The organism is Paenibacillus sp. P32E (assembly GCF_001909085.1).
In the GTDB taxonomy this organism is placed as follows: domain Bacteria; phylum Bacillota; class Bacilli; order Paenibacillales; family Paenibacillaceae; genus Paenibacillus_AQ; species Paenibacillus_AQ helianthi.
In genome coordinates this window covers 124,965-139,728 of the sequence record NZ_LVYY01000009.1, presented here as the reverse complement: position 1 = coordinate 139,728, position 14,764 = coordinate 124,965, and the positions used below count along the sequence as shown (strand labels likewise).

At 51.7% G+C, this 14,764-nt stretch carries 13 protein-coding genes; 1 reads left to right on the top strand and 12 read right to left on the bottom strand.

Going from position 1 to position 14,764, the window contains the following annotated elements; all coding sequences use genetic code 11:
* Positions 1 to 9 precede the first annotated feature (9 nt).
* From nuoF to cysT, 10 genes are all read right to left on the bottom strand, one after another.
* Positions 10 to 1,887 (bottom strand): NADH-quinone oxidoreductase subunit NuoF, encoded by a 1,878-nt coding sequence (gene nuoF, locus A3848_RS10470; protein WP_083612053.1) that lies wholly within the window; start codon positions 1,885 to 1,887, stop codon positions 10 to 12.
* A gap of 42 nt (positions 1,888 to 1,929) precedes the next feature.
* Positions 1,930 to 2,430: an NADH-quinone oxidoreductase subunit NuoE family protein gene (locus tag A3848_RS10465; RefSeq protein WP_074084903.1), complete on the bottom strand. Its 501-nt coding sequence runs from the start codon at positions 2,428 to 2,430 to the stop codon at positions 1,930 to 1,932.
* Between the two features lie 171 nt (positions 2,431 to 2,601).
* On the bottom strand, positions 2,602 to 4,893 hold the full coding sequence (locus A3848_RS10460) for a thiamine pyrophosphate-dependent enzyme (RefSeq protein ID WP_074084902.1): 2,292 nt from the start codon (positions 4,891 to 4,893) through the stop codon (positions 2,602 to 2,604).
* 20 nt (positions 4,894 to 4,913) lie between these two features.
* Positions 4,914 to 5,906, bottom strand: coding sequence for a 2-oxoacid:acceptor oxidoreductase family protein (locus tag A3848_RS10455; protein WP_074084901.1), 993 nt, complete (start codon positions 5,904 to 5,906; stop codon positions 4,914 to 4,916).
* Between the two features lie 145 nt (positions 5,907 to 6,051).
* Positions 6,052 to 7,134 (bottom strand): [FeFe] hydrogenase H-cluster radical SAM maturase HydE, encoded by a 1,083-nt coding sequence (hydE, locus tag A3848_RS10450; protein ID WP_371916088.1) that lies wholly within the window; start codon positions 7,132 to 7,134, stop codon positions 6,052 to 6,054.
* 696 nt (positions 7,135 to 7,830) lie between these two features.
* On the bottom strand, positions 7,831 to 8,619 hold the full coding sequence (locus tag A3848_RS10445; RefSeq protein ID WP_074084899.1) for an MBL fold metallo-hydrolase: 789 nt from the start codon (positions 8,617 to 8,619) through the stop codon (positions 7,831 to 7,833).
* A gap of 210 nt (positions 8,620 to 8,829) precedes the next feature.
* Positions 8,830 to 9,897, bottom strand: a complete 1,068-nt coding sequence (locus A3848_RS10440) for a sulfate ABC transporter substrate-binding protein (protein WP_074084898.1) — start codon at positions 9,895 to 9,897, stop codon at positions 8,830 to 8,832.
* A gap of 106 nt (positions 9,898 to 10,003) precedes the next feature.
* Positions 10,004 to 11,068: a sulfate/molybdate ABC transporter ATP-binding protein gene (locus tag A3848_RS10435; protein WP_074084897.1), complete on the bottom strand. Its 1,065-nt coding sequence runs from the start codon at positions 11,066 to 11,068 to the stop codon at positions 10,004 to 10,006.
* A gap of 1 nt (position 11,069) precedes the next feature.
* On the bottom strand, positions 11,070 to 11,867 hold the full coding sequence (locus A3848_RS10430) for a sulfate ABC transporter permease subunit (protein WP_074084896.1): 798 nt from the start codon (positions 11,865 to 11,867) through the stop codon (positions 11,070 to 11,072).
* The gene (gene cysT, locus A3848_RS10425; RefSeq protein ID WP_074084895.1) at positions 11,864 to 12,679 is read right to left on the bottom strand and encodes a sulfate ABC transporter permease subunit CysT; all 816 of its coding nucleotides are present in this window, start codon (positions 12,677 to 12,679) and stop codon (positions 11,864 to 11,866) included. The genes A3848_RS10430 and cysT overlap by 4 nt, the downstream gene beginning before the upstream one ends.
* Positions 12,680 to 12,865: 186 nt before the next feature.
* Between cysT and A3848_RS10420 the strand changes: the two genes are divergently transcribed.
* Positions 12,866 to 13,267 (top strand): secondary thiamine-phosphate synthase enzyme YjbQ, encoded by a 402-nt coding sequence (locus A3848_RS10420; protein ID WP_074084894.1) that lies wholly within the window; start codon positions 12,866 to 12,868, stop codon positions 13,265 to 13,267.
* 186 nt (positions 13,268 to 13,453) lie between these two features.
* On the opposite strand, the gene A3848_RS10415 is transcribed toward A3848_RS10420, so the two are convergent.
* Together A3848_RS10415 and A3848_RS10410 are read right to left on the bottom strand one after the other, a co-directional pair.
* On the bottom strand, positions 13,454 to 14,035 hold the full coding sequence (locus tag A3848_RS10415; RefSeq protein WP_074084893.1) for a TetR/AcrR family transcriptional regulator: 582 nt from the start codon (positions 14,033 to 14,035) through the stop codon (positions 13,454 to 13,456).
* A 3-nt stretch (positions 14,036 to 14,038) separates the two neighbouring features.
* Positions 14,039 to 14,671 (bottom strand): YigZ family protein, encoded by a 633-nt coding sequence (locus A3848_RS10410; RefSeq protein ID WP_074084944.1) that lies wholly within the window; start codon positions 14,669 to 14,671, stop codon positions 14,039 to 14,041.
* Positions 14,672 to 14,764: the final 93 nt, after the last annotated feature.

Here is a 14,764-nt window from a genome sequence, read left to right as displayed (position 1 = left end):
CTCCTCTCGTCAGACTATCGCTACGGCTTTGAACTTGCATACATCGAAGCAGACCCCGCACTTGATGCAGACCGCCGTGTCGATGACAAACGGTTCCTTCATTTCACCGGAGATCGCATCCGTTGGACACTTTTTGGCACAAAGGCTGCAGCCCCGGCACAGATCAGAATCGATCTGATAAGAAATCAGCGATTTACAGACGCCTGCCGGACATTTTTTGTCGACAATATGGGCCATGTACTCTTCGCGGAAATACTTGATGGTGGACAATACCGGATTCGGAGCGGTCTGGCCCAAGGCACACAGGGAGGCATTCTTGATCTGGACCGAGAGATTCTCTAGCTTCTCGAGATCCTCCATACTTCCTTTGCCTTCAGTGATCTTGTCGAGCAGCTCCAGCAGACGTTTGGTGCCAATGCGGCAAGGCGTGCATTTCCCGCAGGACTCATCGCGTGTGAAATCCAGGTAGAACCGGGCAACGTCGACCATGCAGGTATCTTCGTCCATGATAATCATACCGCCGGAGCCCATCATCGAACCCAGACTGGTCAGCGTATCAAAATCAATGCTGCAGTCCAGGTGCTCTTCTGTCAGACAGCCGCCGGAAGGCCCTCCGGTCTGTACCGCCTTGAATTTTTTACCGCCCGGAATCCCGCCGCCGATTTCAAAAATAACTTCACGCAGGGTTATTCCCATGGGAACCTCAACCAGGCCGGTATTCACGACTTTTCCGCCCAAAGCGAATACTTTGGTGCCCTTAGATTTTTCGGTTCCGATACTTGCATACCATGCGGCACCCTTCAGAATAATCTGGGCAACATTCGCCAGGGTTTCAACATTATTGATGATTGTCGGCTGCTCCCACAGACCTTGAACGGCCGGAAAAGGCGGTTTGGGGGTTGGCATTCCCCGGTGACCCTCCACCGAGTGAATCAGAGCTGTTTCTTCTCCACAGACAAAAGCTCCGGCTCCAAGCCGTACATCAATGTTAAAGCTAAAGCCGGTTCCCAGGATATTATCGCCGAGCAGACCATATTCGCGGGCTTGGGCAAGCGCTTTCACGAATCGTTGGACAGCGATTGGATATTCCGCACGGACATAGATGAAGCCTTGACTGGAACCAATGGCATACCCGGCAATCGCCATCGCCTCAATGACCGAGTGGGGGTTGCCTTCGAGGATTGAACGGTCCATAAATGCCCCGGGGTCCCCTTCGTCCGCATTACAAATGACGTACTTTTGCTTCTTATCCTGCTTGGCTGCAAATTCCCATTTCAGACCTGTGTTGAACCCGCCGCCGCCGCGTCCCCGCAGACCCGATTGCTTGATGGTATCGATAACCTCCTGGCGTCCCATGGTCTTCAGCACCTTGCCAAGCGCCTGATAGCCGTCACTGCCGATGTACTCATCAATATTTTCCGGGTCAATGACCCCGCAGTTGTGCAAAGCGATCCGCACTTGTTTTTTGTAGAATTCCGTTTCTTCAAAGTTCAGGGTTTCGCCGTCCTGCTTGGTCTTCTCGTAAATTTTCTTCTCGTAAGGTTTGCCATGGAGCAGATGTGCTTCCACCAGCTTCGGAATATCCTGAACCTCTACCCTGCTATAAAATATACCTTCCGGATAGACGATGACGACTGGCCCGAGCTCGCATAGGCCGAAGCAGCCTGTGCGCACGACCTCCACCTGCTCCTGGATGCCGTGGCCTGCGATTTCCTGGTTCAGCTTAGCAATAATCTGATTGGAATCAGACGATGTACATCCTGTCCCCCCGCATACCATCACAGACCTGAACCGGATGGAATCAGGAGATTCTCCGGTGATTTTCCGGTTATCCAGACGACCTTGCGTAAGCGTTCTGATAGCATCAAGATCCGTTAAGAGCTTCATACTCATACCTCCCGTATCAAATGCGCCAGTGGCGCAAGAGCATCAATTGTATTCCTTCAGAATTTTCGGAATGTTATTGGGTACCAGCCGTCCATGGACTTTTTCGCCAATGGTCATGACGGGTGCAAGGCCGCAGGCCCCCAGACAGCGGGTCGCTTCAAGTGTGAATTTATTGTCTTCGGTGGTTCCTTGTACAGGGACCTTCAGCTCCGTGCTCAGCCGGTCAAGCACACCTTGTGCACCCTTGATATAGCAAGCTGTGCCGAGGCACACATGGACCACATTCTCCCCTTTGGGGGTCAGCGAAAAGAAATGATAAAACGATGCCACACCATAGATTTCACTCATCGGCAAGTGAAGTTCAGCAGACACGATCTGGAGAACGGGCTCCGGCAGATAGCCGTAGATATCCTGAATTTCATGAAGCACGGGAATCAAAGCCCCCTGAATCATTTTGAATTGTGAAATCGCGGCCTGGACTTTCATCAGCTTCTCGTCGGCCTCCGCTACGCCCCCACAGTTACTGATTGGTTGTTGTTCCATTAAGAATGCTCCTTCCACTCAAGGTAAAAAGTTGAGCGCGATATTTAGAAATGCAACATCTTTTGCTGAAATCCAAATAGAATATATTGAGAATGATTTTCAGTTAAAAAGGGTGAGGATGAGGCCAACCCCTTTATCTGTCGGCCTCCACACAACCCTGCCCTAGGGCAGTTAGAGCAGCGAACTCTCATTCTTGAGCTTCAACCGGCTCCAGCGGCGTTCAATTTCGGCTTCGAAATTTTGCAGCAGCTCTTCATCCTTCAGCAGATGTTTGGTTTTGCCCATTCCCTTCAGCCACTCTACAGCCGGGATGCGCTTGCCCTTCAATTCCGGATTGTAGGTGATGCTCGTGATGCCCTGCTCAATTTCATACAGCGGGAAGAAGCAGGAATCCACAGCCGCTTTTACCAGGTCATAGCCGCTATGGTCACTCGTCTTCCAGTTCAGCGGGCAGGCGCAGAGCAGCTTGCCGTAGGCAGTACCGACGTTGTTGGCATACCACTGTGCCTTGGCAGCCTTTTGCAGCAAATCCTGGGGGTTGGATTCAGCACCAGTAAATACATAAGGAATGTTGCAGGCCGCCAGAATTTGCGCCGTATCCTTGTGATGCCCTTTTTTACCCTTCTGCGCCTTCCCTACCCCGGAGGTGCTGGTCATGTGCCCCATCGGAGTGGAGTAGGACAGCTGGGAACCGGTGTTCATATAGCCCTCGTTATCATATTCAAGGATGATCATTTTATGGTTGCGGAGAGCCGCACCTACGGTTGCCCCCATGCCGATATCCATACCGCCGTCGCCGGACACCATCACGAAGGTGATGTCGTCACTAATCTGGACTTCGCCGCGCCGCTTCAATTCGTAGAAGGCATCCACCATTCCGGCGAGTGTAGCTGCACCGTTCTGGAACAGGTTGTGTACAAAGGTCTGGTTATGGGAGGAATACGGATAGCTTGCCGTTACCACATACGCACAGCCCGTCTGGAACAGGACCACCATATCGCCTTCGATTCCCTTGAAGAACAGCTCCAGTGCGGAAAGTGCACCACAGCCGGGACAGGCGCCATGCCCGGGGGCCAGGCGGTGCGGCTTGGCAGTCAGTTGACGGAGCGGGGGAAGCTTCACTTTCAGCAGGCCGGTATCTTCACTGGGAGTCACCTCAATAAGGCCGCTTTTGTACGCATCGCCATGCAGCGGTTCCATCACCGGAACAAGTGCATCCTTGGCATCCCCGGGGTAGTACCCATGATAGTCGAACGGTTTCTCGGCATACCCTTTATCCGCTGCATCCATAGCCAGTTGAAAAAAGGCTTCTGCATCATCTGCATAGAAATCCTTGCCGCCCAGACCAAAAATACGGGAGAGGATGATTGTCTTGTTGTCCGGATCTAGCTGCAGCGCAGAGCGGATCTCGTGGGTCAGGTTACCGCCCTGGGCCCCATAGGAATCAGCGCGTTCACCGACAAGCAGTGCCTTGACGTTCTTAAGAGCTTGCCGCAGCTGCTCCGCCGGGAACGGACGAATGAGGTTGGGACGGACCAAGCCTGCCCGGATGCCTTTAGCCCGAAGCGCGTCTACGGTATCCTTGGCGGATTCCCCTGCGGAGTTCAGCAGGAACACAGCGACTTCGGCATCATCCATACGGTACAGGTCGAGAACTTTATGTTCACGTCCTGACAACGCGGCATATTCCCGGGCGACCTCCGCATAGACCTCACCTGCTTTTTCTAGAGCCACCGATAGCTGATAGTGGTTGTTCAGCAGGTCATCACCACCCATATGCGCACCTATGGTCACCGGATGGGCAGGGTCCGAGACATTCGGATAGTTGGGATTGGGATTCGGACCTACAAAATTTTGTACAACTTCATTCTCTTTGAAGTATTGGACTTTGCGTTTCTGGTGGGAGGTGAAGAAACCGTCATAAGCAACGATTACAGGCAGACGCACCTCAGAATGTTCAGCTATTTTGAGGGCCATGATATTCATGTCATATACAGCCTGCGGGGTGCTGGCAGTCAGGATCACCCAGCCTGTATTAAGACCGTAGTACAAGTCAGAATGATCTCCACGGATATCAAGCGGCCCGCTCACTGCACGGGTAACGAGGTTAAGCACCATCGGGAACCGTGTCCCGGACTGGGTGGGAAGCTGCTCCAGCATATACAGAAAACCTTGGGAACTGGTTGCGTTAATCACGCGTGCACCCGCCATAGCCGCACCGTAGCATATCCCGGCAGAACCATGTTCACCATCTGCTGCGATTAGTTGAATATCGTGTAGACCGTTCGCTTTCATCTGATCCAAGTACTGGGCAACTTCTGTAGATGGTGTAATGGGAAAATAACCCATAATGTGGTAATTTATCTGGGCAGCCGCAGTAGCCGCCATTTCATTACCGGATTCGAAGTGAGTGACTTGTTCAGCTACAATGATCTCAGTCTGTGCATCTTCACTAACAGCCATTGTTGTTTCCTCCCTTTCCATCACTTGAACACTTGGGGAACGCGATGCTCTTCGGCAAAACCCACTTCTTCACGGATACTGGTGAGGGCTTCTGTGGGGCATACTTCAATGCATTTCAGGCAGCCTTTACAGTAGTGATAGTCGATGCCAAGCAGGATCTGCTGGGGCCGTCCACGCTTGTCTTCGCCTTCCTCCCAGACAAAACAGTTGTCAGGGCACACATTGTCGCATGCCGCGCAGCTAATACATGAATCCACATCAAGGACCGGCAGTACACCTGAACGCGAGCCGCTCAGATCCTTCTGAATACTGTTGCCCTGCGCGAGAATCACACCGCCGGGAACTTGTGTCTCGTAGCCGAGCAGAGACTGCGCACGCTTGAAAGGTACAGCCTGTGTCCCTGCAGGCACTTCGTAGGTTTTGAATTTCACTTCGTTATATCCCCGGTCGAAGGTGCGGATGTTCGGCTCCACCAGGTGCGGATATTTTTTCTCAAAGGTTCTGCGGATCACCTTGCGCATCGCTTCCGGATCAAGGAAATCACAGATACGGAACATAGCGCCAAGCATCGAGGTATTGACTTTCGTCTGCTCCTCAACGGCGATCCCCATGGCATCCACCAATGCAACCGTACCGTATTCCAGCTTCAGATCTGCCCGGACCTCATCGAAACCGCGCGAGGTATTTACCAGGACAACACCGTCCGGCTGCAGGCCACTGACCACGTTAACCGTCTTGTACAGGGCCTCATGAAAAACAGCAACCAGATGGGGCTCTTCAATTGGGCTATGGTCCCTGATTTCGACTTCAGGATCACAGAAGCGGACGAATGTTTTGATAGGAGTCCCTTTTTTTTCGGAGCCGTAAGACGAGAAGTTGGATGCATTGAAGCCAAGCTCAATCGCACCGGTCTCGGCAAGCATTTTACCCGCAAGGTTGGCCCCAAGTCCGCCGATGGATTCCAGACGGATTTCATAAAAACCCAGCGCATTCTTTTTTGGCAACGTTGACATTAAATCTCCTCCTAAAAGTTATGTCAGCATCCTTCTATGAGATCACGATCACTTCGTATAAAGCCCTCTTGGCTGCATGTATTTTTATCTCTAGGACATCGAACGTGAAATTATTCACTTATAAGCCTAAAATAAACCTTTCCCTCTAACTTTTCTCTGGTGTGCGGTTGAAGCTGCAGTGATCCCCTCTAGTGAGATCAATCTTATAGCCGGCGGCTGCGATCCTCATCTCCATACAGCTTCTGCATCGGGAAGCCTCGTCCCCCGTGCAAATCTTGTTCTCATATAACGCATATTTCCTGCGGACGCTCAGTGGGGAGAGTATGGGCATCACTACGTTACTACCCGCTGCAAGCGCCTTTTCCCTGCCTGTATGATCAAGAGTTCCCATTGCCGTTGTGGCAGGCATCAGCGCATCCGGAATGAGCAATCTTGCCATTGCAATCATCACGAGCGTATCTTCAACCGTCCCCCCCTGAGCATCTTTAAGCGGAGTTGCGCTATGCGGGATGAACGGGCCGATGCCGATCATTTCCGGATGGAGTTCCTTCAGAAAAAGGAGATCCTCTGCCAGGTGCTCATGGGTCTGTCCGGGAAGTCCTACCATAAAGCCGGCTCCAACCTGGTAGCCAATTTCCTTGAGCGTACGCAGGCAGTTCACACGGTTATCGTACGACATCCCCGGATGCAATGACTGGTACAGCGAACGTGAAGCTGCCTCGTGCCGAAGCAAGTACCGGTCAGTTCCTGCATCAAAAAGCGCACGATAAAAAGCTTCACTCCGTTCTCCAATGGATAAAGTGATTGCCGCTTCAGGAAAACGGATCTTCATGCTCGTGACCAAGCGGACCATCCGTGCTTCCGTGAAGTGGAAATCTTCTCCGCTCTGTAGGACAAATGAACGATACCCGAGACGGTATCCCTCTTCTGCACACTCCAGAATCTCCTCCTCAGTCAGCCGGTAACGCTCCGCCGCAGCGTTCGACCTGCGCAGACCGCAATACAGGCAGTCCTGTTTGCAAAAGTTTGAAAATTCAATTAGGCCCCGCATAAAAACGTTTTCATTATAGTGCAGCTTCCGGGTTTGTGCCGCGAGATCAAACAACCGGACCTTGAGTTCAGGAGTCAGATGCTGCAGAAAATAGACTATTTCTTCTTGATCCAACTCGTTTTGCTCAACTAATTTGCCAAGCAACCCTTCCATCGAGCGTGTTCCTCCATCCCGCATGTCTGCCAAGTAAAGACCTCTTTTTTCTCCGTCCGTTACCAGGCAAAACAAGCTTGCAGTGAACGAATTACTCTAGATTATGCAGGGGGTGTAGGTAACATGACGGCGTGATCTGCACATTTTTCGCTTTTTATGCATTTCTTTAGAACTCCTCCATGAAGTCCCGTAAAAAAGCCAATTGTGCTTGTCACCATAGCGTCGGGGGAACAATATTTTTCAGGGACAGGAATCAAAAACAGCGGGTTTCCGACAATCGGAAATCCGCTGCTATCTTAGATTTCGAACACAGCCGGGAGCTTATACGGGGAGAGAATTCTTGGGCCAGAGGCAAGCTCAAGTGGAAAAAGTGAACTTAGTACTTCCCTTTTCTATCCCCCGCAAACGCTAGTTGGACAAAGTAAACTTAATCTGGCCCATTCGCACACGTACGGGTAAATCCGCTTAGATTAGGTCTGCTAATTCCCACTAAATCCACTTTCCAACGCCTTGGAGTCCCATTTAAGTTCACTAATTCCACTCCGATTTCCCACGGCGCCCAGCACCCCTCCATTCCCATATTCACACCGAAGGAAGACCCTAATTTCCTGTGAAAAGCAAAAAGGCCCCCACTTGAGCAGCAGCAGGCATGCACAATGGGGACGCTAGGGGAGAGTTTCTCTTATAGGCTTGGCCTCAGTTCCGGATGTCCTGTCTCTCTCAGCCTCTTCCTTCACCATGGCCCAGTTGCAGCTTCAGTCCTGTTACCGCGAGGGTCACATTTCCCGGAAGGATGTAGTCTTTTCTGAAGTCCACATCATGCGACATATGGGTGTACACGGCACGGATTGGCTGTACGATGTCCAGCAGTTCTGCAGCTTCGGTCATATCATAGACTGAACGGGTGGACAGCTCAGCAGATTCATAATAAAAGCTTGTTCCCAGCACCAGAAGGTCCGCCCCATGCATATGCTTCATTTCCTCCGGCGAGAGGGAAATAGAGTCCGGGCAATAGACCCAGGTGTAGCCGTCCTTTTCCAGCCTGTAGGCATAGGAATAGCCGTTCTTCCCATGGTTGACCCGCCAGGTGCGGATCTGCCAGCCGTCCAGTTCAATTCCGTCATCACACGGAATCATATCGATGTGGCCGCCAAGCCACGGATACTGCCGCTGAATCACCGGAATCACCTCGGCCGGCGCATAGAGCTCCCCTCTATACCCCATCCAGCGGCAGCTGTCTGCCCATTCCGGCAATCCGCCGATATGGTCGAAATGGGCATGCGTGACCAGCAGCCTGCGCATGCTGCGCCGCCCCTGCAGCTCCATCTGGCGCCGCCAATCCGGACCGCAGTCTATGACCCAGAAATCACTGGCGTTATCAATCAGCACTGAGGAGCGCAGCCGGATATTTTCTCCGCTGCTTCTCGCCTCCATGCAGGTCTCACAGCTGCAATATACCCGGGGTACGCCCATGGCGTCCCCGGTTCCCAAGAATACCAATGTGTCCACAAGCCAGCCCTCCTTAAATTTCGCGTCACGCGTCACGGATGTTCAGAAACACTTTATCATTATAGAACAGCTCAGCCACCTATTGCACCCTACGGTAAGAAGTGGCTCCGGTCCATCGAACTAAGCCTAGCTCGACACAAAAAAGAGGGATCTCATCCGCAGGTTTTGCCCTGCAGGTGAGATCCCTCTTTTTCATCCGAATTCTCCATCCTAGATTCCAGCCAGCACCTGATACCAGATGCCCCGTTTCGAATACAGTGTAGTGCGAACCTCATTCCAGCCGCCGAGATACGAAATGTCGAACAGACCCGCAGGAACCGGATAACGGATCTCATTCTCTGCATAGACCTGCTTGTCAACGGGCCGGAACCCGTATTTGGCAAAGACCTCCTGCGCTTCCGGTGTAGCCAGATAATCCACCAATGCGTCCGCAGCTTCGCTGGTACCATGTTCTTTGGCATACTTATCCACGACCGCAGCCGGATTTTCAATCAGGATCGTATTCTTGGGAATAACCACCTCATATTTCACACCTTTTGCAATCCGGGCCAGCAGCTCATTCTCGTAAGTGACGATCACATCGCCAACCCCGTATTCAAAAGCCGCCATGGAAGCCCGTCCGCTTTTGTCCAGAGACTCTACGTTCGCGTGTATGCTCTCCAAAAATGCTTTGGCGGCAGCAGGGTCTTTCACCCCCTCCTGCTCCTCAGATAGCTTCAGACCCGCCCCGTAGATGGCGTTGATATCCCACTGTGCCCCGCCGGAGGTCTTTGGATTGGGATAGAGCACCTTCACCCCAGGCTTCGCCAGATCCGCAAAATCATGAATGCCCTTCGGGTTGCCCTCCCGGGTACCCAGTGCAACCACTGAGCGGGTCACCATTCCGTTCACCCCGCGGTCCTTCCAGCCAGGTTCAACAAGTCCAGCCTTAACCAGCTTCTCCACATCGCCTTCCATCGCCAGCAGCGTCACATCCGCTTCAAATCCGCCAACAATGGCCCGTGCCTGGGTTCCTGAAGCCTCATAAGACTGCTGAAAGGTGAGTGTCTGCCCCGTTTTGGCCTTCCACTCTGCTGCGAACAGGGGCAGAATCTCACCCATGGCATCCTTCGCAACACTATAGGCTCCAATCACTAGCGTAAGATCCCCATGCTGCGGGCTGTCAGCCGCCGTACTTTCCTTACCATTCCCGCAACCGGCCACGGCCAGTGCAAGCATTGCCAGCATTAAGGGCGCCAGCCATCCGTGCAGTTGTCTGCTCCTTTTGATAAGCCTCATCCCGGCGACACATCCTTTGACAAGATACCCCACAAAGTGGAGATTTGACTTCGAAGCGTACTCAAGTACTTGCGGGAACCCCGATAACCTAGAAATCCTTCTAGTATTAGATAAATACAGGCATTGGATCTTCCTTCAGTCCATTCTCTTGAATCCAGCTCCGATCGTCATTGAACAAGTAGGCACGGTGGACAAGCACAGCGATTTCCTGACCCGGCGTAAGGGTTTCTTTCTCCAGAGAACGGTAAGTCACCAGCTTGTGGCCGTTCACTTCTACCTCAACCAGCCATTCACTGCCGCGGAAATGCAGATGTTTCACGATGCCCTGCTCCGTGGCCGAAGCCATTTTGAATTCATTGAGGTTGCCTACTTCGATGTATTCCGGACGAATCAGCGCCTTGGTAGGCTTGCCGCCACCTGCATTGTTGAAGCCCTTTAGCTCGGAAGCGCTCCCGATCAGTGTGGATTCCCCGATAAAGGTTGCCACAAACGGCGTTTTCGGCTCTTTATAGATATCCCAAGGTGTACCCTTCTGCTCCAGCCGTCCCTGATTAATAATCATAATCTCATCCGCCACTTCAATGGCTTCATCCTGGTCATGGGTCACGAAAATGGAGGTAATGCCAACGCGCTCAATCAGCTCGCGAAGCCATGAACGCAGCTCCTGCCGGATCTTGGCATCAATCGCGGCGAACGGCTCATCCAGCAGCAGCAGCTGCGGCTCAGGTGCTAGCGCCCGGGCAAAAGCGACCCGCTGACGCTGACCGCCCGAAAGCTGATGCGGATAGCGTTTCTCAAAGCCCTTCAGTCCCGTAAGCTCCACCAGCTCGGCCACCCGGTGCTGGATCGTGTTTTTGTTCACCTTTTTCACCTTAAGTCCAAAAGCAATATTCTCATACACAGTCATGTGCTTGAACAGCGCATAGTTCTGGAATACAAAGCCGATCTCGCGTTCCTGAGGCGGAAGATTATTTACAGTCTTGCCGTGAAAAATGATCTCGCCGCTGTCCGGTGTCTCAAGGCCCGCCAGCATGCGCAGTATCGAGGTTTTGCCGCCGCCGCTTGGACCGAGCAGGCCAATAAGATGGCCTTTGGTAATTCCGAAGTTAACGTCCTTCACCGCATGAAAATCTCCAAAATGCTTATCGAGTCCCCGGACTTCCACATGCATATTAATGCACTTCCTTTCTTCTTTTACTCCATTCCATAAGCAGCAGCAGACCCGCGGAGAATGCGGCCAGCACCAGCGCTATACCGCCCGCAGCCGTTACATTGAAGTTCTCGACGTCCTGATAGACCAGGGTAGTGGCAGTCTGGGTTTTGTTCATGATATTCCCCGAAACCACCAGCACTGCCCCGAATTCACCCAGGGAACGCGCAACCGTCAGAATCACACCGTAGATCACAGCCCAGCGGATGGAGGGCCAGGTTACCTTCCAAAAGGTAGTCCAGCCATACGCACCAAGCGTTGAAGCTGCTTCCTCCTGCTGGGACCCGATCTCCTGAAGCACAGGCATGACTTCACGCACCATCAGGGGAAAAGTCACGAAGAGTGTGGCAATGACCATTCCCGGAAAAGCATACACAATCTTCATCCCGATTTGCTCAAATACAGCACCCAGCGCACTATCCGGCCCGAGCAGGAGCACAATCATCAGTCCGCCAATAACCGGCGATACGGCATAAGGCAGATCTACGATGCTGTTCAAAAGCCCTCTGACCCGTCTGCCCAGCCAGTTCGCCCTTACCAAATACAAGGCCATCATAATGCCAAACAACGTATTGAGCAGCGTGACCACCACAACGACGAATCCTGTCATCATCAGCGCGTGCAGCGCCTCCGGCCGGGTCAGCGCAGCCCAGAAGCCGCCGAAGCCTTCACTGAAGGCACCGATTGCCATTTTCCCGAGAGGTGCAGCAATCAGCAGGAAAAACACAAGATAAGTCAGTCCGATCCATAGTTTCCTCATGCTCTTCTCCCCCGCATCTGCAGCATATTAATCAGCCATAGAATGAGAAAGGACAAGGTTAACAGGATAATGGACACTGCTGCGGCACCGACCGGATTGTCACTTTCAACTTCACCGAAAATAAACACGGAAGACACTAGTGTCCGTCCCGGAATATTGCCCGCTACGAGCACGACGGCACCAAATTCTGCAAGTGCCCGGGAGAATGCAAGCATGCCGCCACTAATCATCCCGGGGGCCATGGAAGGAAGAATAACCTGCCAGAATACCCGGCTGCGTGTAGCCCCCATCGTATATGCCGCTTCCTCTTCAGAGGGGTCCAATTCCTCCAGCAGCGGCTGGACCGCACGGATCACAAATGGAAAAGTTACAAAGACCATGGCAATCACAATAGCCGGCTGGTGAAATACAATCTCAAATCCCAATGCTTCAGCCATGCCGCCGATCAGACTGCCCGGACCCAGCAGCAGCAGAATCATTAGCCCCCCAACCGCCGTCGGCAGTGCAAATGGCAAATCGACAAGACTGTTCAGCAGTGCCTTACCGGGAAATGGATAGCGGATCAGCACCCAGGCAATCATCGTGCCAAGCAGAACATTAATAACTGTAGCAATAACGGCCAGTTTCAATGTCAACAGTACCGACTTCCAGGCAATCGGGTCGCTGACGCTCTCGGCAAAGTTTCCGAAGCCCAGAGAGAATGAGTTGTAATAGACACCGAGAATCGGCAGAACAATAAGTACAACAAAATAAAGAAGTATCGTCGTGCGGAATCCCCAGGTCCATCCCTTGTGTCTAAGCAGCGTATTCAAGAATAAGTCCCCCCACCTCCGGCTTACCGGTCGGTATACTCGCCTTTACAGCCATAATTATTCCTATTAATATACTTGGTTTAAAGTTATCACTACTTTACCAAATGCCCCTTGCCCCGTCAATTACTTTCATGCTGTTTTGGGGTAAAATATAGTATATTGGCAACACAGAGAGGGGATAACGTTATGCTGCACACTATGGAGATCAGTACCAGCAAACGGGATGAACTGCGGGACATCACCCGCGAAGTCATTTCCTATGTCAAAAAGAGCGGTGTACAGAATGGCATCATCGTCGTCTACTGCCCGCATACCACAGCCGGAATAGCCATTAATGAGAATGCTGACCCTGATGTCAAGCATGATGTGCTAATGAGGCTTGATGAGGTTTATCCTTGGGAGCATCCCAAATACCGCCATGGAGAAGGCAATACTGCTTCCCATCTGAAATCCATCACCGCCGGCCCCTCACAAAGTATTATTATTCATGAAGGAGCACTGCTGCTGGGACGCTGGCAGGGTATTTATTTCTGTGAGTTCGACGGGCCCAGACACCGGCAATGCCATTTTAAGATCATCGAGGGCTAAGACAGCCTTATCCGCCAAATTTCAAAAGCACTTCCCGGCCTAACAAAAATAGCGGCTCCGCCTGTTCCGGCGAGCCGCTATTTATACACCTATACCTATTAGAACTGCCTTTGCACTTTCACCATTGAAAGTAATAAAGTAATACCAATGCAACGCGCTAAATTGATAAGTGATAAAAAAACAAGCCTACAAACTGCGGCTTAATACCTTGACATGCATGATTGCAGCCTGCCTGACATCTTCGAAGGATACCTTATCCTGAATATAGTAAGAAATAAATCCGTGTGCAGACAAGAACAAGGTTAACGGGATGCTCTGCCAGTCTTCGGACACATACCCCTCTTCCTTCATATGAGAACGCACAATACCTGCGAATAACTCAAAACATCGGCCCTGTTCCGCACGACAATAAGCAAGCAGCTCTTCGTCACGGATCATGAACATAATTTCATACTGATAAGGATGATCCAAGCCAAACCGGATAAATTCCAGAATCAGCTGTTCCACCCGGGTCATTCCCGTTTCAGGAGGAGTCTGCATGGCTTGATTCAGCAATGTGGCTACATGATTGAAATCCTCGACGACGATGGCGTAGAACAACTCAGCCTTTTCCTTGAAGTGATAATAGAGCGACCCATGGCTGTACCCCAAATGCTGGCCAATGCTGCGCATCGATATGGCCCGATATCCCTTGGTAATAAATAAATGCCTGGCCGCTTCCAGGATTCTTTCCCTCGACAATTCCTGCTCGACTGCTCTTCTTGCCATATCTTATTCCCCTTCGCTGTAGTAAAGCCGCCGCCCTTCTGTAACCAGTGCTTGCCCCTGGGTAAGATCCGTTATCCATGCCATAAATGCGTCGCCATCATCATTGCGTGGAAGACACAGCAGCGTAACCTTATCCGTAAATAAAGTTTCACCCGTCTGAATGCCTCTTCCTCTAAGCTCGTTCTCAACCTTGCCCAGCCAGGTATAGTCGATTTCAACAAATACCTCCCGCCTCAGCACACGGGTGATCACTTCTCCAGCTTCGAGTGCCAGCACAGCGCCGTCCGTATAGGCCCGGATTAATCCGCCTGCACCCAGCATAATGCCTCCGAAATAACGGGTAACAACAATTGCGACATTTTTAACGTTTTGGCTGCGAATTACTTCCAAAATCGGTTTACCGGCCGTTCCACTCGGTTCCCCGTCATCCGACTGTCTCTGGATCTCGTCCCGCTCACCAATCATATAAGCAGAGCAGTTATGTGTGGCATTCCAATGCTGCTTCTTGATATTCTCGATAAATTGAACTGCTTCTTCTTCGTTCTCTACCGGCATAACATGACCGATAAAGCGTGACTTACGGATTACGACTTCCCGGGAACCGGGAGAGCGCACCGTCCGGTATTGTTCCAGCATCATTATTCCATTCCTAACATCTATATAATAACTTGATATATATTAGGAGCAGGCCATGGTATTGGATTACCTATGGACTGCTCCCGGGTGCTT

Coding starts and splice junctions, on each gene's coding strand:
- nuoF (WP_083612053.1), bottom strand. CDS start 1,887: ATGAAGCTCTTAACGGATCTTGATGCTATCAGAACGCTTACGCAAGGT.
- A3848_RS10435 (WP_074084897.1), bottom strand. CDS start 11,068: ATGCATGTGGAAGTCCGGGGACTCGATAAGCATTTTGGAGATTTTCAT.
- A3848_RS10455 (WP_074084901.1), bottom strand. CDS start 5,906: ATGTCAACGTTGCCAAAAAAGAATGCGCTGGGTTTTTATGAAATCCGT.
- A3848_RS10420 (WP_074084894.1), top strand. CDS start 12,866: ATGCTGCACACTATGGAGATCAGTACCAGCAAACGGGATGAACTGCGG.
- hydE (WP_371916088.1), bottom strand. CDS start 7,134: ATGCGGGATGGAGGAACACGCTCGATGGAAGGGTTGCTTGGCAAATTA.
- A3848_RS10460 (WP_074084902.1), bottom strand. CDS start 4,893: ATGGCTGTTAGTGAAGATGCACAGACTGAGATCATTGTAGCTGAACAA.
- A3848_RS10465 (WP_074084903.1), bottom strand. CDS start 2,430: ATGGAACAACAACCAATCAGTAACTGTGGGGGCGTAGCGGAGGCCGAC.
- A3848_RS10430 (WP_074084896.1), bottom strand. CDS start 11,867: ATGAGGAAACTATGGATCGGACTGACTTATCTTGTGTTTTTCCTGCTG.
- A3848_RS10415 (WP_074084893.1), bottom strand. CDS start 14,035: ATGGCAAGAAGAGCAGTCGAGCAGGAATTGTCGAGGGAAAGAATCCTG.
- A3848_RS10440 (WP_074084898.1), bottom strand. CDS start 9,897: ATGAGGCTTATCAAAAGGAGCAGACAACTGCACGGATGGCTGGCGCCC.
- A3848_RS10410 (WP_074084944.1), bottom strand. CDS start 14,671: ATGCTGGAACAATACCGGACGGTGCGCTCTCCCGGTTCCCGGGAAGTC.